Here is a 15,098-nt window from a genome sequence, read left to right as displayed (position 1 = left end):
GTGGGCGCCTCCCTCCGCTGCACTCCTGGAGGCAGTGGGGCCGGCCGCTGCGCGCCCGGCTGGCCGCGCATCGCGCGGCCGGGCCGATCGGGTTCGTGGGTGCGGCTAGTGGGGCCTCCAGTACGGGAGTTGGGGGAGCGCGGGGCGCTCCCGGCGGGTCCGCTGCGCTCCCCCGCCTGACGGTCCTTCCGGCTGCGCCTCCAGAACCTTGGGGCCCGCTGGCGCGGGCCGGGCTGGCTATGGGGGTGGGGGTCGCTCGTTCGTGTGGGTTCTAGTGTACCGCGTGCATCGAGTTGATGCAGCATGTACCGTTGGCGGAAACACGGGACACCCCCCAACCACCCGGGCGGGGCGCGCAATTTGATGAGTGGTCAGCGCCGGTATTTCGCACCCCCACTCAGGCGAGGAATGACGAAATTGGGACGCTGCGGACCTCAGCCACAGAACGGTACCCCGGATATCGGGAAGGGTGAATTCCGGCGTGCGGAGGTACCGGAGCCGAGCGGCCCCCCCGGGGCCGTGCGGCGGAACCGCCCACCGGCACCGGCCACGCTCCCTCGCTTTTGAACGTCACGGCCGGCACCACCCGAGACTCAGAGCCGCTGCCGCCGTCCACGACCCGAGGGAGCCCACGGGGCCGCACGCGAAGCCGCGCGCGCCACGACGGGGGTCCGGCCGGTGGGCTCTCGTGCTGCTGCTGATGGGCCGATCCCACGGCGTGGCGGTGCTTGATCACGACGGGGAGAGCCGGTATCACGCGCGCGCACGCTCTAGAGGCAAGAGCTGTACGTTTCCGCAGGTCAGAGAGCCGAGTTCAGAGAGATATGTCAGCCCTGGACTGACATATCTCCGTCGCTACGTCAGCAGCTTCTGACACATCAACATCGTTTCGTGGCACTACTGCCACGAAACAGCGCACGGTGCGTCAGCCGGAGGTTCGGACCCGATCCCGGAAGCGGAGGTCAGTCCTGGGCTGACGTACGGGTGACTTCCGTGTCGGCGCTGCCGCGTTTTGGTGGCACTACTGCCACGGTTCCCCGCTATGGTTCTGACACCACAACGATCAAGGAGGCAGCGACCCTATGAGCTCAGGGCCCCTGGACGGCAGCGCAGCGCCGAAGCTGCCCGGCGCCCCGTCCCGTCGGCGGCGGCGCCCGAAGCCGCCGCCCACCGCCTACAACCGGTCCTCCGGCTCCACCATCGAGCTGCCCGCTGGCCACGCCGCCCAGGTCTTCCCGGTCGGCTCCAGCACCGGCTTCATCGGCGAGGCGTTCTCCATGGACAGCCTGGAGTTCATGCGCTGGGCTGCCGTCCGCTACGACAGCGACCGGTTCGTGCTCGTGGTGCTGTTCCACCTGATGGGCTCCCAGAAGCCCGGCGGGCTGATCGAGGCCAAGCACGAGGACGTCGCCGAAGACCTCGGATACAGCCGGCCTCACATCAGCCGCGTCTTCAACACCCTGGAGACCGACGGCGCGCTGCGCAGGGTCCAGCGCGGCCTCTACCAGCTCAACCCGGCCGCGTCGCTCAGGGGCGGACTCAGGGAGCCGGAGAAGGGCGCGAAGAAGCGCTCCAAGACGGGTATGAGCGACAGGGTGGAGCAGCTGGACCTGCTGCGCGAGATCATGAATGACCCGGACGCACCCGAAGCGTTCCGGGCGATGGCCGCTCCCGGCGCGAAACTGGAAGTGCGCAGGGAGTCGGATGGGGAAGGGAAGGCCACGTCATGACGTCCGCTGCCGAGGAATGGGTTCCGCGCCGCAACGTGCTGTGGGGCAGCTTCAACGGTCTCGCGTACGTGCCACGGCTGCCTCCCACCGCCTACACGCTGCTGCTGCACATGATGACCGAGCAGGAGCCCGGCGGCCTGGTCGTCGCCACCCACGACGAACTCGCGGCTGGCCTCGCGATGGAGCGCGGCATGATCAGCCGCGCCATGCAGCACCTGGTCGCCGCCCGGCTCGTCACCGTGGTCCGCCGCGGCCGCTTCCAGCTCCACCCGATGATCGCCGCGTTCAACGACCCCCGCGAACAGCAGCGAGCCGTCAAGGCGCTGCCCCGGGACATGCGCCTGGACGCCGGCGACTTCGAAGACGAGTACGAGCGCCGCTTCCAGCTCCACCTGGACGAGAAGGCCCGCAAGGCCGAAGCCAAGGCCAAGGGCAACGTCACCCCCATCACCAAGACGACCCGCCTCAAGCGCGTCCACTGACCCGCCCACCCGGCCGGGCAACACGGCGCCGCACCCCCTGGTGCGGCGCCGTTCGCGTGCCCGGAGCAGCACATCGTTCCCCTCCAGGGGAAAGCGCAGGTCACGGGCGGGCAGCGCGGTGATCGGTAGCACCAGCGGAACCGTCTTGTTCTAGTTCTCCAGAACACGGGCGGCCTGGCACCACCGAGGCGCACATCGTTCCCCTGGAGGGGAAGCCGCAGGCGGCACCGTGCGTACGAGCGTTCCCAGGGTGGAGCTCCGCGCGCCGCCCGCCCGGGGGCCGGCCGTCGCGGTAGGAGTGCAGGGTGACGTACGACTTCGGCCTCCACTTCACCCAGGAGCTGGGCAACCGCTTCGGCCCGGACCCCGACAGCTGGCCCGCGACCGCGGAGCGGGTGACGCCGTTCCTCGCGATCGTCGTGGGCGCCCTGGGCGTGGACGAGGGCCTGCGGTGGTTCGAGGCGGCCCGCAAGGCCCACCTGCGCGTGACCGAGGCGGAGCGCGACCGCAGCTACAACTTCGGCTTCGCCCACTACCTCGACACGGCGACCGGGGCGCACGAGGACGTCACCCTGCCCGTGATCGCGGCGTTCGAGGCGCTGAAGGCCGCGTACACGGTCGCCCGTCACGAGGACAGCACGGACGTCGACGTGTACTTCGAGTGCGCGGCGCAGGCGTGCTCACGTCTGGGGGCCGCACGCCGCGACCGGGTGCAGCAGCTGGAGCAGGGCCGGGAGAGGCGAGCGGCCGCTGCACGGTGAGGCCGGCCTTGCTGCACGAGCAGCACCCGTGTGCCGTCTGGGTCGGGCGCTGCTGCACCGAGCGCGGGGCGGACCGGTGCAGCACCCGGTCTTGCACCCTCCTGCTGCCCTTGCACCCTTCACCACCAGGAGCAGCAGCGCGTGCAGCACGGCGGGCAGCAGGCCGGAGGGTGCAAGGCGCCGGCTGGTGCGGGAGAGCTTCGCCGGGAGGCTGCCGGGGCCGTGTGATCGGGCCAGGGCCGGGCGCCGTCTTGCACCCCAATGTAGGTAGGTACTTGTAGTACCTACGTGCAGGTAGAACTCTCTCCCCCCTGAGAGCGGAGCTCGCGGCCCGGGAGAGCGAGACCACCGGCGTCGGAGACGAGCTGCGGGAAGTCGGCCGGCGCACTGCGGAGGCCCCGGACGACACGAAGCGCTGTACGCCCGCCGTGAGGGCACGGGAGGCCCGTGATCGTCGCTCGGGAGCCCGGAACGGCTCAAAGCGCCACAGGAGGCCGCACAGCGCCGGGAAGGATCATCTACGCCCCTGGGCTGACCGCACCGTGGTGGCTTCCGTCCGGTCGTGCGATTACTGCGCACCAGGACCACCGACCGCGTCACACATCCGCGACAGCGAGGTTTTCCACAGCCTCGACTACCAGTACCTCGCCTACGGCGGATGACAAACGCGCACCCGTCATCAGGTCAGTCAGTCCTAGGTCTTCCTCTTACGCGAGCGATCCCTCACCAACCGGCGGACCCGATCCCTCACCAACCAACGAACATGCCGTCGAGCGTCAGACCTCGAGGTACGCGACGACGACCACGGTCTTCAAAGCCGAGATCCAGTACAAGATGCGGACCCGTTCGACGTCGTCGGTGTACTCGCGCAGCTGGGGGCCGGCGGCGCTGCCGGGGATCGGCTCGCCGACCTCGGGATCGACGGAGACGACGACCAGGGCGCGGTCCAGGGCGTGGATGTCCGCCTCGCTGGTCAGGCTCTCCAGCTGCTTGGCGGCGGAGTCGGAGAACGCGATCCGGGCGCGGCGCGGGCCGTGCTGGGCGGGCATCAGGCGACGGCGGGGCGCTGGGCGGCGAGGCGGGCGAGGTGTGCCTCGCGCAGGTCCTCCCACGGGGTGCACTGCTCGGGGTCGGGCAGGCCGTTGGTGGCGATGTCCTCCAGGACGGCGGCGAACCGGTCGGCGTCGGCGCGGGTCTTGGCCGCGTACGCGCGGACCGCGTCGGCGGCCGCGGGATCCAGCTGCCGGGCGGCGGTGTCGGCGGGGGCCGGCTGTTCGCTCATCGAGGGCCTCCAGGGCGCGAACGGGCGTGTGCCACCACGGTATCGGCCGCACGGCGGCCGTGGGACCGCTCCGGTCACTCCGGTACGGGGTTCGCGGCCGCGGACGCCTCGACCTTGGCGCACCAGGGTTCGCCGGCGCACTTGCCTCCGAAGCCGGGTTCGGCGCAGGTGCACTCCGGTTCGCGCTCGGTGACCTGCGTGATGCGGTAGAGACCCGGGGTCATCTTGTCGATGCGCAGCTTCTTGACCTTCGCCGTGGCCTCCTGGATCGAGGCGGCGTGGGTGGTGTAGATCAGGGTGCTGGCGCCGGGGTGGGACGGGTCGGTGCACCGCGCCACGATCTGGTACTCGTGCGTCGTCATCGCTCCTGCCGAGGTCTCAGGCGGGCAGGCCGGGCAGGACCTGGCCGTCGGTGATCTGAGTGCGGGCGGTCAGGGCGTGGCCGTCGCAGACCACGTACCGGTCGCCGCCGTCGGCCTGGACGGTGTGGGTGGCCGGCTCGATGCAGGCCGCGTCCAGCCGGTCGTACGACCACACGTTGAAGCAGACGGGGTCCATGCACCAGGAGTCGAAGCCGTCAGCGGTGGCCCGTGCGCGGGCCTTGAGGGTCGCGCCGTGCTCGGGGCACACGCCCCACGGCACGGTGCACCGGCTCGGGTCGGCGGCGGTGCTCTGCAGGGCCTGGGCGTAGAGCGCGGCGGTGGCGCTGTCGATGCTCACCCCGGCGATTCTTCCGCACCCGCCGGCCGCCCGGCACCGATCCCGAGGACTACGTTCCGTATCCGCGCCCGGTGAAAGTGTCACGCTGCTGCGGATGCCCGAAAATCGGGGTCAGCCCCGTGATTGCGGGCCCGATGGGCAGCGTGACACCCACCGTGACAGCCGGTTCGGGCGGTGCGTGACACGGGAGCGTGACAGACCGATGTGCACGCTGGGTGATCAGTGGTCGGGGTGAGCGCGGGTGAGGAACGCGGCGAGCGCGCCGGCGGCTTCGGGCTCGGTGGTGGCGAGGCGGGCCGCGAACGCCAGCTGGTCGACGTCGGCGCCGGGGACCAGGCGCACGAGTTCGGCGAGCAGCGCGGCGTGCGCGAGGACCGGCGCGGTGAGGAGACCGGCGGCTTCCTCGCAGGCGGCCGGATCGCGGTAGTGCCCGAGGTGCGCGGCCAGGGCGTGCGCGAGCCAGCCGTCGACGTCGGCCTGGACGTAGCCGCCGGCTCGCCGGGTCAGCTCGTCACGGACGGCTTCGTCCCCGGCGCGGGGCTCGGTCTGATCCAGGGTGCCGAGCTCGCGCAGCGCCTGGAGCTCGTCGGCGCGGGCCGCGACCCGGGCGGCCTCGCGCAGGTCGGCCTCCCGGGCGGCGGCGGCCGCGGCGTCGGCTTCGAGCTCCGCCCGGACGACGGGGTCGGTGTTCGGGTCGTAGACGGTGCCGGCGGGCGCGGCGGCGAGCAGCTGGTTCAGGCGCTCCCACTCCGCGAGCTCCGCCGGGCCGCGGACGTCGTCGGCCAGGTCCTCGTGCCGGGACGCCTGCCGGGCGTCGAAGCGTGCGTTCTCGAGGGCCGCCGCGACCGCGCCGGCGTCCATCCCCTTCGCCCGGCGCCGTACGACGCGACGGCCGATCCGCGCCGGATCGACCGGCTCTCGGGGCGCGGCGACGCGCGGGGCGAGCGGTCGGCGGGTGCTCTCGCCGGGCGGCCAGAACCGGGTCATCTTCGGCCTCGCATTCGTGGTGAGGATTCGGAGCGGGCCGCCGCCAGAGCGCTGTACGGCGGCCCGCCGATACGTTTTATAGCAGGCGCGGAATTCGGCCGGGTCAGAACCGGAAGGAAATTGACGACACGGACGTGAAGTCCGCGCGCAGGCCATCGGCCCGTGTGCCCCATTCCGTGAAATACGACTCCGTGATGGCCTCCGCGACGATCGGATGCAGATCCTCCTCCGTCGCACCGGACTCCTGGAGCTCCAGGATCTGCTTCACGTAGGTGGGCGAGATGTCCGTGGTGATCTGGCGCTCGCGGCCGTCGTCCGAGCTGCCCGTGCAGGTGAATCCGAAGTACGCCGTCACCTCCACCATCATCCCCCTGGAGGTGGACGCCTGTGCGCGCGCTTGCGCTCTGACCTGCGGTTGCCACTCGGACTCCGTCTCCTCCACCAGGGCGGCCTGGAGCCGCTTCTGCGGCTTCGTCAGCTTCCCGGCGAGGTAGCGCTCCACCGTCCGGCGTGAGGTGCCCAGGCGCTTCGCCACGGCTGCGGTAGACCCGCCCTCGCGCGTGCGGAGGAATTTCATACGTGCCTTTGCCGATTTCGGGGCGGGCCGGGTGAAGAGCTTCCGCTCCGCCCGCGCGAGGGCCTCCAGGACCTTGCCGCGGCGCGGGGCCGGCTGCTGCTCGTGATCGCTCATGCCGACCATCAGGCCAGCGAAGCCCTGTGGACAGAGACCGGAGTCCGTGAGGGCGAGCCCCTTCTTGGCGGGAACCAGATGGAGTCGCGCCGGATTCACGGAAGACTGAGTGACACAGTCAACTGCCCCGGCCTGTCCGGCCAACAGCACTCTGGGAGAACACGTGACGTCCGAGCCTTCCGCGAGCGAGGTCCTGACGGAGGCCATCGGCCACTACATGAACGCCGTCGCCGCTGCCCTTCTGGACGAAAACGTGCCGGTCACGGGCGTGTACGGGTCGGGCAACGTGCGGATCCTGGCCGTCGACGACTCCGGGACCGACGTCGACGGGAACCTCAGCTTCAACACAGCCTTCGAGCGGGGTCTGTACGCGGACTCCGAGAACGTGAATCTGCACTGGTCGGGAACCTCGGGCTGGTGCCTGCTCCCGTTGAAAGATGACGACGCCGACTTCTATGGTCACGCCCGCTGGGTCGGGGCCGGCCTGGTCCCGCCCGTCGACCGCGTCGTCTCCTTCGTGGCCACGGCCAGGCTTTCGCCGACGGAAGCAGGCAGCAGTGAGCGCCCGTTCTACCGGACGTCAGGCAGCGACCTCACCGAGCTCCACCAGCGCCTGGCGGCGTTCGTCCCGGCCCCGGAGGACCTGCGGGGCCGCACGTACGGCATGTGCTTCAAGCACCTGGTCACAAGCGTCTACACCGCCAGAGTGTCCGGCGCTCTGAACTCGCCGGACGACACTGAAGTCTCGGTGGCGCTGCGGCCTGGGGAACTCGACGCCTTGCGGCATCTCCTGGAGTACGCCCAGACGCACGCCACCGGGCTCCTGGGGGCCTACGCCCGCTACCTGACCGAGGACTTGGACAACCGCCGCCAGTTCGCCGCGACGCCCTCTCACCGGGCGATGGAGACCGCCCGCTCGATCCGCAAGCAGCTGCGCGACCGGCAGCAGCGCGGGGAGTAACCGCCGACGGCCGCGAGCCGTTGAGCACGGCATCGCGTGCATGAACATCCGACCCCCCGCGGATACGCGAGCGAGCCCGGACCAACTGGTCCGGGCTCGCGGGCTGTTCGGGGCGCGGCTGCTAGAGGTCGAACTCGAGGTGTTCGACGTCGGTGAACCGGACCTCATCCAGGCTCCCGGCGCGGCGGCCGCCGTCCTGGAAGTACACCTCCTTGAGCGCTTCGGCCGCGATCTCCCGCAGGCGGTCGTCACTGGCGCCGGCCGCCTGGGCGTCGAAGAGGCGGGCGGCGTAGACGGGCGGCAGGGCGACGGTGAGGTGCCGGATGCGGTCCTGGTCGGTCGACCCGATCGGCGCGGTGTAGCCCATGCGGGCGCGGGTGTCGATGACGATGCCGCCGGTCGTCGCCGCCTTCTCGCGGGCCTTGGCCCGGATCTGCGGCTGCCACCGCTTGGTCACCTCGCGCTCCAGACGTGCGGCGAGGTCGGCGCGCGGCTTCTTGGCCTTGCCCGCCACGTACCGCTCCACCTGCCGCTGGGACATGCCGAGCAGTTCGGCGACGGCCTTCGTGCCACCGAGCTGCTTGACCATGTACCGCATCTGCGGGCCCGCGGACTTGGGCGCCGGGCGGGTGAACGCCTTCTGCACCGCCTTGTCCAGGCCGTCCCCGAACATGCTCATCGCCTGCCTACTCCCCTACTCGCCGTTGTCGGCGTCGGTGACGGTGCCGTCCTTGATGGACCGGGCCAGGTTGAGCTCCGGCGCGTTGAACTTGTCCCGGACCTCCTCGCCCCACAGGACAGACTGGGTGCCCTCGTGCTTGACCAGGCCGGGGTTGATGCCGAGCTTGAACCCGCCCGGCAGCGGCTTGCCCTCCCGGTAGGGCAGGAAGTCCAGCGGGCTCGGTCCGTTCGCGGCGTAGACGACGCAGTCGGACAGGATCGCGATCGGGTACTGCCCGGTGAACGACGCGTGCTTGACGATCTTCCGGTGGAGGTTGATCCGGGTGCGGGAGATGACCGCCGCCCGGATGTCGGGGCGCCATGTCGGGCGCTCCAGGGCACGCCACCGCTCGCCCGGCCGCCAGCCCTCACCGCGCGGGCGCTCGCGCAGCTTGCCGATGCCGCCCTTGACCGTCGCCTTGATCGCCGAGACGACGATCGTCAGTTCCGGGTCGCGCTCCTTGTAGCCGTCCATCGCGGCCAGGAAGTCGGCCGGGGCGAGGTCGGCGTCGACGCCGAGGTCGGCCATCGTGGCGAGGTAGGCGTCGCGCAGCCGTCCGTACCAGCCGTCCAGGTAGCGGCCGTTCTCGTAGCGGACCCACGCCTCGATGGGCGCGACGTCGTAGCCGAGCTCCTGGGCGTAGGCCACGGTGGGCGTCGCGTACCAGGCCGGGCCGGTCGGGCGGTCGCCCTTCGGCGTGAACGGGGAGGGCAGCAGCGAGCCGTCCAGCTCCACCCACTCCTTGCCGACCTTCACCTTCGACAGGTCGACGTGGGACAGGTCGACCAGCCACGAGCCGGGCAGCTTCGGGTCGAACACCGGGGTCTTGACGTGCATCGGCTCACCGAGGCCGACGTTCAGCCCGTTCGCGCCGGCGGCGAAGGCCATGTTCACGTCCAGGCCGACCAGGTAGCGCAGGGTGCACTCGGCATCGGTCATCGGCCGCGCCCAGTCGTACGCCTCCTCGAACAGCTTCTGGTCCGGGCCCCGGACGGTGAAGCGCGGCAGGTCCTTGAGCAGCGGGTGCCCGTCCGGGGCCTCGCACGGCGCGCAGTCCACCGGGTCCTTGCCCAGGGATCCGGGCGTCTTCTCGTCGGCCTGGCGCAGGGCGCCGGTCTCCTCATCCCGCACGGCGTGGGTCGGCGGGTGCAGCGCGGTCATCAGCTCCAGGCCGGTGACGGCGGTGGAGCCGCGCGGCGTCATCACCCGGGTCGCGTAGACGCCCAGGACGCGGGCGAGCTCCGCCGGCGGAAGCTGCGCGGCGTCGCCCCAGAACCGGGCGTCCAGCGCGTTCCACGACGGGATGCACAACTGCACGCACTGGCGGTCCGAGCCCTTGGCGGGGCGGTAGATCCGCGCCCACGGCCCGAAGCCCCTCTTCGTGAGCTTCCAGTCGGCGCGCACCAGCTGCTTGATGACCTTGTGGCCCTCCGGGATCCGACCGGCGTCCTTCTCCTCCGCCGTGAACGAGACCGGGAGCCCGTAGCGCTCCAGGGCGGCCTCGGTGAGCACGAGCAGCGGGTCGGCGGGCCGTCCCGGGCCGGACAGCTTCGGCTGCCCGAGCTTCGCCTCCTTGAGCGTCCAGTCCACCAGGGACGGCAGGGACTTGGCGGGCACGTCCAGGACCAGGCCGCCGGTGCAGTACGCCAGCACCTTCCCGTCCTCGACGTCGACGACCGCGAGCGGTCCGTTCTCGAACCGCGGGTCGGTGCCGCCCGCCGCGGTGTTCGCCGGGGCCGCCTTCTTCGCGCCCGGCCGCCGCGACGTCGACGTCGGCCTGGTGGTGCTCGCCGGGCGGGACGCGGCGGCCGGAGCAGCGGCGACGGGAGCCGGGGCGGGGGTCTGGGTGTTCTCGGTTGCAGTCATGACCTCAGCCTCGGACGCCTCCCCTGTGGACAGAGGACGGGCTTCGGCTGGGGCCGGGGTGCCGGTGAACGTGGCGGGCACCGGGGCCGGGTAGAGCTCCGCGAGCTGCTTGAGCAGTCGCGCGTACGCCTCGCGTTCCGGGCCGCGCGGCTCGGTCGGCTTCTTGGCCGACTCCCAGGCGGACACCGTGGCCCGGCGCACCTGGAGAGCGCCGGCGACGTCGTCCAGCGTCAGGCCGTGTGCGACCCGCAGCCGCTTGCGCTCCTCCGCCGACGGCAGAGCAGAGCGGGACGCGACCAGCGCGTCGACCGCATCGAACATCTCGGACATGGAACACCTCCTGACCCACACTCTACCCCATGAACCGTAAGATTCGCGCACTTCTACCGTACAGACACCGTACGGTCACTCTTGGGGGTGAGTCGACGTTTCATGCTGACGTCCGCAGCGGCGCGCGCTGCGGTGTTACCGCCGCCACCGATCCGGCCTCCCTGGCCGGTGTGGTGGCTGGTTCTGGCGATCTGCCAGCCGGGCCGGGTCCGGCTCAGTACGGTGCCGAGCATGGCCAAACGAGGGAAGACGCGCGGCGGCTCCACCCCGCCGCAGCCCGTGACCAGCAGGCGAGTCATCGAGGGCTGGCAAGGCCCCGAGGGAGGGCGCATCCGGCTTGCCCAGACGGGCGAGGCCGACGCCGTGCAGGCTCTGATGGCTGCCGCGGGGGCACGGCTGGACCAGCCTGCGGCCGACCAGTTCGGTGGCGAGCTCGCCGTGGCGCTGTGCGCCGGGCTGACCGGTCAGGAGGCGTGGATCAGGGCGATGACGCCGCTTCTGGTGCAGAGGACGTACCTCGACGCGATCCCCGGGCTGTCCCTGGTCCTGGTCGCGGAGGACAAGGCCGGCGACGTAGTCGGCGCCGCGTATTCGATGCCGCCGATGCCCATCATGAACGGCGCCCAGCAGCAGGGATTCCCTCCCGAGCAGCTGATGTCCATTCCCCTCGCCCTCGCCAAGCTGGCCGGCCTCAGCGTCACGGAGAAGGCCCGCGGCGCCGGATGGGCCACCCACCTGCTCAAGCGCACCGTGCAGGTCTACGAGCAGCTCGACCTGCTCCTGTTCTACGGCCAGTTCCCCGTCGACTCCGGCCTGGACCGCTTCTACCAGCGGCGCGGCTTCACGCCGCTCGCCCCGCAGGAGAAGCTGGATCTGGAGCCGCTCAGCCTGCCGTTCGGCATCGACCCTGGGCCTGGGGAGCAGCTCTTCGTCCGCTGGAAGCGCTGACGGCCAGCAGCTGTGCGCACTACCCCGGCCGGATCCACATGAGCCGGCCGTCGTCCAGCCTGTCTTGCTGCGTGGCGACAAAAGCTGAGGGCCCCCACCAGCTGGATGCTGTTGGTAAATCCGGCGGCCTGCGTGACGACGGCCTGTATGACCCCGTTGGGGTTGTGCAGGCCGTCGTCGTGTTTTTGGGGTGGGTTCGTGTCGTTGCGTGGGGTGGAGTTGGCGGAGATTCCGGCGGAGACCGTGCAGCTGGCACGTGCGGTGTTCCCGAAGGGTTGTCTGGTGATGCGGGTGCGGGATGCGCTCGGGCCGGTCTTCGCCGACGCCGACTTCGAGGAGCTGTTTCCCGTGCGGGGGCGGCCGGCGGTGTCCCCGGCTCGGCTGGCGCTGGTGTCGGTGTTGCAGTTCGCGGAGGGGCTGACCGACCGGCAGGCCGCGCACGCGGTCCGCTCGCGTCTGGACTGGAAGTACGCCCTGTCGCTGGAGCTGGCCGACACAGGGTTCGACTTCTCCGTGCTCAGCGAGTTCCGTGCCCGGCTCGCGGAGGCGGACGCGGGCCGGGCGGTGTTCGACACGGTGCTGCGGGCGGCCGGGGAGGCCGGTCTGGTCAAGGCGGGTAAGCGTCAGCGCACGGACGCCACCCATGTGCTGGCCGCGACCAGGGACCTGAACCGGCTGGAGTTCGTGGTCGAAACGCTGCGCACGGCACTGAACCAGGTTGCTGAGGTGGCCGGGGACTGGCTGTCGGGGGTGGCGGAGCCGGAGTGGTTCGACCGCTACTCGGCCCGGCCGGAGGACAACCGCTTCGCGTCCCGGTGGGCCGCTCGTGTCGAGCACGGTGACCAGTGCGGGGCCGACGGCACGCTGCTGCTTCAGGCGGTCTGGTCGCCCCAGGCTCCGCCTGAACTGCGGGGTCTGCCCGCGGTTGAGTTCCTGCGCCGGACATGGGTGCAGCAGTTCCACCAGGTCGACGGCGCCGTGCGCTGGCGTGAGCCGAAGAACACCCCGCCCGGTCTGATCCGCTTACGCACCCCGCACGAGACTGAGGCGAGAACCGGAGCGAAGCGGGATCTGGGCTGGTCAGGCTACAAGGTCCACCTCAGCGAGACCTGCGAACCCGATCGCCCGCACCTGATCACCCACATCCACACCACCCCGGCACCGGTGAACGACGACGCCGTGCTGGAGGACATCCACACCGCCCTGGCCGAGCGTGACCTCTTGCCGGACGAACACCTGGTGGACGCCGGATACGTCGACGCCGAGCAGATCCACCATGCCCGCCGCGATCACAGCATCGACCTCGTGGGACCTGTCGGGAAGAACACCAACCGGCAACAGGCGACCGGCGACTTCTTCGACAGCACCCGCTTCACCGTCGACTGGGACCAACGCCAGGCCGTCTGCCCCGGCGGCCACACCAGCGTCCAGTGGAGAGACGCCCGAAGCCACCGCGGCACCCCGGTCACCCGCGTCCGCTTCGCCGAACGGCACTGCGGCCCCTGCGAACTGCGGATCTCCTGCACCAACGCCGAAACCGGCCGCAACCTGACCCTGCGGCCGAAGACCGAACACGAGATTCTTCAGCAGGCCCGCACCGAACAGGACACCGACCACTGGCGCCGCCGCTACGGACACCGTGCCGGCGTCGAGGGCGCCATCTCCCAAGGCGTGCAGGCATTCGGCCTGCGCAGATCCCGCTACCGCGGCCTCGCGAAGACCCGGCTGCAACACCACTTCACCGGCGCCGCCATCAACCTCGCCCGCATCGATGCCTGGCTCACCGGCAAGCCCCTCGCCCGCACCCGCGTCTCACCCTTCGCAGCACTCCGCCCCGCTGGATGAGATCCAGCGGGGCGGATTTACCAACAGCATCCAGCTGGTGGGGGCCCTCAAAGTCTGAACCCTGGGGGTATGGCCTGCCCTCGTTAGAGGGCTACCAGGGACGATTCCAGGGTCTTCGTCGCCCAGTGTACCTACGATGACCCCACCATGCACAGCACGCCGCCCACCAGCATCGAGCCGCCCGACAGCAAGGCCGTCATCGAGCTGATCAGCCCCGACCGGCTGAACCCCTACCTGACCGCCTGTGCTGGTGACTCCATCGCCGCACTCGCGCTGTACCGGTGGAACAGCGACCTCGCCGCGGCGTTCTTCGAACCCCTCGGGCATCTGGAGATCATGCTGCGCAACGCGCTGGACGCACGACTCGTGGCCCGCCAGCAGCGCCGGGGCCGCACCACCGAGTGGTACGGCGACAGACAGGTCCCCCTCAGTGGTAAGGCCCGCGGCGACATCGCCCAGGCCCAAGAGCGCGCTGAGCGGGGCGGCGCTGCGACCACGCCGCGCGGGAAGGTCATCGCGGAGCTGAGCTTCGGCTTCTGGCGCTTCCTGCTGGCCCGCCAGTACAAGACCAGCCTCTGGCCCGACCTCGCGGGCGCCTTCCCCCACGCCCCCAACCGCGCCGTGACCACGGTGGAGAACCCGGTCAAGCGGCTGCACCAGTTCCGCAACCGCATCGCCCACCACGAGGGCATCTGGCACCTGCCCCTCGAAGCCCGCCGGGACGACATCCAGACCGTGCTCGGCTTCATAGCGCCGGCCGCCGCAACGTGGGTCGCCGACGCCTCACGCATCGACGACGTCCTCGCCCGCCGCCCCTGACACCTCGAGCTCTCCCCCTCTCACACGGTCCTGCCCAGCGGCGCCGTCTGCGGGACCACGGCCGCCGCCCCGGCCTCCCGCGCCGCGCACTCCGCACGGGCCCGGCGCACCGCGGCGGCGTGGGAGACGTCGGCCTGGCGGCGGCGCTCGGAACGGGCCTGCCCGATCGGGGCCAGCTGGTCATCGGCCGCCTGCCCCGCCACGCGGAACTGCTGCTCCGCCGCCTTGAGCGACAGCACGGCTGAGACGTCCCCGAAACCTGATCCGCACAGCCGGACATGCGTCGAATCCCGTCGACGGGCTGGCTGATCATCCCGCTGACACGGCCTCAATCTCCATGGCAGGGTGCGGTGATCGGATCAGCAGACGGCAGGGGGCTCCCGTGGAAGCACGGATGTGGGACGGACTGGTCAGCGTCGCGAAGAAGACGTACATCGCCTCGTTGGGCGAAGGGGTCGTGCCGCGCCCGCTGATGATGCCGCTGGTGCGCGGCGAGCTGGTCGGGCTGATCTGGGTCCGCCCGCTCAAGGTCGGCCAGGACGCGGTCGCCGGGGTCGCGGAGCTGGCGAACATCGCCGCGGCGGCCGGTGCGGACGAGGTCGTCCTCGCGTGGGAGACGCACGACGTCGCCACCGCCTGCGAACTGCCGATCGTCGGCCCGGCGCCGTGCCTGAACATGGTGGTCGCCACCCGCGACGGGCACGTCCTGCACCAGTTCCCCTACAGCGAGCAGCTCCTGTCCCGCAGCTCCGAGGGCTGGGCGTCGGTCGCCCCGGACTGGAGGCCGGCCCCCGCGCCGCAGCCCGGCGGCGAACTGGTGCCGCCGATCCAGGCCGCGGTGAACTTCTCCTTCACCCCGATCGAGCTGGACCACCCCGACCCGTTCGGCGTCACCGTCGTGCTGATGGAAGAAGACGGCTACCGCATCAGCCTGACCGAAGCGTTCGCCCGCTGA

At 71.0% G+C, this 15,098-nt stretch carries 17 protein-coding genes; 8 read left to right on the top strand and 9 right to left on the bottom strand.

The genetic code is table 11. From position 1 onward, the window contains the following. Window positions 1–1,082: 1,082 nt before the first annotated feature. The 3 genes from ACFWR9_RS24980 (at window position 1,083) to ACFWR9_RS24970 (ending at window position 2,973) form a co-directional block, all read left to right on the top strand. Window positions 1,083–1,730 (top strand): helix-turn-helix domain-containing protein, encoded by a 648-nt coding sequence (locus tag ACFWR9_RS24980; RefSeq protein ID WP_383845883.1) that lies wholly within the window; start codon window positions 1,083–1,085, stop codon window positions 1,728–1,730. After that, window positions 1,727–2,212 carry a hypothetical protein gene (locus ACFWR9_RS24975; protein WP_383845881.1) on the top strand — a complete coding sequence of 162 codons (486 nt, stop codon included), beginning with the start codon at window positions 1,727–1,729 and terminating at the stop codon, window positions 2,210–2,212. The genes ACFWR9_RS24980 and ACFWR9_RS24975 overlap by 4 nt, the downstream gene beginning before the upstream one ends. Before the next feature lie 305 nt (window positions 2,213–2,517). Beyond that, complete coding sequence (locus ACFWR9_RS24970; protein ID WP_383845879.1) at window positions 2,518–2,973, top strand: hypothetical protein; 456 nt, start codon at window positions 2,518–2,520, stop codon at window positions 2,971–2,973. Between the two features lie 776 nt (window positions 2,974–3,749). Here the strand turns inward: ACFWR9_RS24970 and ACFWR9_RS24965 are convergent. The 6 genes from ACFWR9_RS24965 to tpg (ACFWR9_RS24940) form a co-directional block, all read right to left on the bottom strand. After that, entirely contained in the window at window positions 3,750–4,022 is a 273-nt protein-coding gene (locus ACFWR9_RS24965) for a hypothetical protein (RefSeq protein WP_383845877.1), read from the bottom strand. After that, window positions 4,022–4,255, bottom strand: a complete 234-nt coding sequence (locus ACFWR9_RS24960) for a hypothetical protein (RefSeq protein WP_383845875.1) — start codon at window positions 4,253–4,255, stop codon at window positions 4,022–4,024. Before ACFWR9_RS24960 ends, ACFWR9_RS24965 begins: the two co-directional genes overlap by 1 nt. 74 nt (window positions 4,256–4,329) lie before the next feature. After that, on the bottom strand, window positions 4,330–4,617 hold the full coding sequence (locus tag ACFWR9_RS24955) for a hypothetical protein (protein WP_383845873.1): 288 nt from the start codon (window positions 4,615–4,617) through the stop codon (window positions 4,330–4,332). A 16-nt stretch (window positions 4,618–4,633) separates the two neighbouring features. Further along, window positions 4,634–4,975, bottom strand: coding sequence for a hypothetical protein (locus ACFWR9_RS24950; RefSeq protein WP_383845871.1), 342 nt, complete (start codon window positions 4,973–4,975; stop codon window positions 4,634–4,636). A 219-nt stretch (window positions 4,976–5,194) separates the two neighbouring features. Further along, window positions 5,195–5,962, bottom strand: a complete 768-nt coding sequence (locus ACFWR9_RS24945) for a hypothetical protein (RefSeq protein WP_383845869.1) — start codon at window positions 5,960–5,962, stop codon at window positions 5,195–5,197. A 103-nt stretch (window positions 5,963–6,065) separates the two neighbouring features. Then, window positions 6,066–6,653, bottom strand: coding sequence for a telomere-protecting terminal protein Tpg (gene tpg / locus ACFWR9_RS24940; RefSeq protein WP_383845867.1), 588 nt, complete (start codon window positions 6,651–6,653; stop codon window positions 6,066–6,068). Window positions 6,654–6,816: 163 nt separating this feature from the next. Here tpg (ACFWR9_RS24940) and ACFWR9_RS24935 point away from each other — a divergent pair, with 163 nt between their 5' ends. Continuing rightward, window positions 6,817–7,614: a hypothetical protein gene (locus ACFWR9_RS24935; protein WP_383845865.1), complete on the top strand. Its 798-nt coding sequence runs from the start codon at window positions 6,817–6,819 to the stop codon at window positions 7,612–7,614. Window positions 7,615–7,735: 121 nt separating this feature from the next. Here the strand turns inward: ACFWR9_RS24935 and tpg (ACFWR9_RS24930) are convergent, their stop codons facing one another. Together tpg (ACFWR9_RS24930) and tap are read right to left on the bottom strand one after the other, a co-directional pair. Continuing rightward, window positions 7,736–8,293, bottom strand: a complete 558-nt coding sequence (gene tpg, locus ACFWR9_RS24930; protein ID WP_383845863.1) for a telomere-protecting terminal protein Tpg — start codon at window positions 8,291–8,293, stop codon at window positions 7,736–7,738. 15 nt (window positions 8,294–8,308) lie between these two features. Next, complete coding sequence (tap, locus tag ACFWR9_RS24925) at window positions 8,309–10,531, bottom strand: telomere-associated protein Tap (RefSeq protein WP_383845862.1); 2,223 nt, start codon at window positions 10,529–10,531, stop codon at window positions 8,309–8,311. A gap of 231 nt (window positions 10,532–10,762) precedes the next feature. Here tap and ACFWR9_RS24920 point away from each other — a divergent pair, with 231 nt between their 5' ends. The 3 genes from ACFWR9_RS24920 to ACFWR9_RS24910 all read left to right on the top strand — a co-directional run bounded on the left by ACFWR9_RS24920 (window position 10,763) and on the right by ACFWR9_RS24910 (window position 14,143). Further along, the gene (locus ACFWR9_RS24920; protein ID WP_383845860.1) at window positions 10,763–11,479 is read left to right on the top strand and encodes a hypothetical protein; all 717 of its coding nucleotides are present in this window, start codon (window positions 10,763–10,765) and stop codon (window positions 11,477–11,479) included. Window positions 11,480–11,677: 198 nt separating this feature from the next. After that, on the top strand, window positions 11,678–13,324 hold the full coding sequence (locus tag ACFWR9_RS24915; RefSeq protein WP_383845859.1) for an IS1182 family transposase: 1,647 nt from the start codon (window positions 11,678–11,680) through the stop codon (window positions 13,322–13,324). 147 nt (window positions 13,325–13,471) lie between these two features. Continuing rightward, on the top strand, window positions 13,472–14,143 hold the full coding sequence (locus ACFWR9_RS24910; RefSeq protein ID WP_383845857.1) for a hypothetical protein: 672 nt from the start codon (window positions 13,472–13,474) through the stop codon (window positions 14,141–14,143). A gap of 20 nt (window positions 14,144–14,163) precedes the next feature. Here ACFWR9_RS24910 and ACFWR9_RS24905 read toward each other — a convergent pair whose 3' ends face one another. Continuing rightward, complete coding sequence (locus ACFWR9_RS24905) at window positions 14,164–14,382, bottom strand: hypothetical protein (protein WP_383845855.1); 219 nt, start codon at window positions 14,380–14,382, stop codon at window positions 14,164–14,166. A 155-nt stretch (window positions 14,383–14,537) separates the two neighbouring features. Here ACFWR9_RS24905 and ACFWR9_RS24900 point away from each other — a divergent pair, with 155 nt between their 5' ends. Then, window positions 14,538–15,098, top strand: coding sequence for a hypothetical protein (locus tag ACFWR9_RS24900; protein ID WP_383845889.1), 561 nt, complete (start codon window positions 14,538–14,540; stop codon window positions 15,096–15,098).

It is taken from the genome of Streptomyces sp. NPDC058534 (assembly GCF_042717365.1).
Lineage (GTDB): Bacteria > Actinomycetota > Actinomycetes > Streptomycetales > Streptomycetaceae > Streptomyces.
The sequence above is the reverse complement of the archived record's forward strand: the minus strand, read 5'-3'. Positions and strand labels throughout refer to the sequence as shown.

Coding starts and splice junctions, on each gene's coding strand:
- ACFWR9_RS24980 (WP_383845883.1), top strand. CDS start 1,083: ATGAGCTCAGGGCCCCTGGACGGCAGCGCAGCGCCGAAGCTGCCCGGC.
- ACFWR9_RS24975 (WP_383845881.1), top strand. CDS start 1,727: ATGACGTCCGCTGCCGAGGAATGGGTTCCGCGCCGCAACGTGCTGTGG.
- ACFWR9_RS24965 (WP_383845877.1), bottom strand. CDS start 4,022: ATGCCCGCCCAGCACGGCCCGCGCCGCGCCCGGATCGCGTTCTCCGAC.
- ACFWR9_RS24960 (WP_383845875.1), bottom strand. CDS start 4,255: ATGAGCGAACAGCCGGCCCCCGCCGACACCGCCGCCCGGCAGCTGGAT.
- ACFWR9_RS24955 (WP_383845873.1), bottom strand. CDS start 4,617: ATGACGACGCACGAGTACCAGATCGTGGCGCGGTGCACCGACCCGTCC.
- ACFWR9_RS24945 (WP_383845869.1), bottom strand. CDS start 5,962: ATGACCCGGTTCTGGCCGCCCGGCGAGAGCACCCGCCGACCGCTCGCC.
- tpg (WP_383845867.1), bottom strand. CDS start 6,653: ATGAGCGATCACGAGCAGCAGCCGGCCCCGCGCCGCGGCAAGGTCCTG.
- tpg (WP_383845863.1), bottom strand. CDS start 8,293: ATGAGCATGTTCGGGGACGGCCTGGACAAGGCGGTGCAGAAGGCGTTC.
- tap (WP_383845862.1), bottom strand. CDS start 10,531: ATGTCCGAGATGTTCGATGCGGTCGACGCGCTGGTCGCGTCCCGCTCT.
- ACFWR9_RS24920 (WP_383845860.1), top strand. CDS start 10,763: ATGGCCAAACGAGGGAAGACGCGCGGCGGCTCCACCCCGCCGCAGCCC.
- ACFWR9_RS24910 (WP_383845857.1), top strand. CDS start 13,472: ATGCACAGCACGCCGCCCACCAGCATCGAGCCGCCCGACAGCAAGGCC.
- ACFWR9_RS24900 (WP_383845889.1), top strand. CDS start 14,538: ATGTGGGACGGACTGGTCAGCGTCGCGAAGAAGACGTACATCGCCTCG.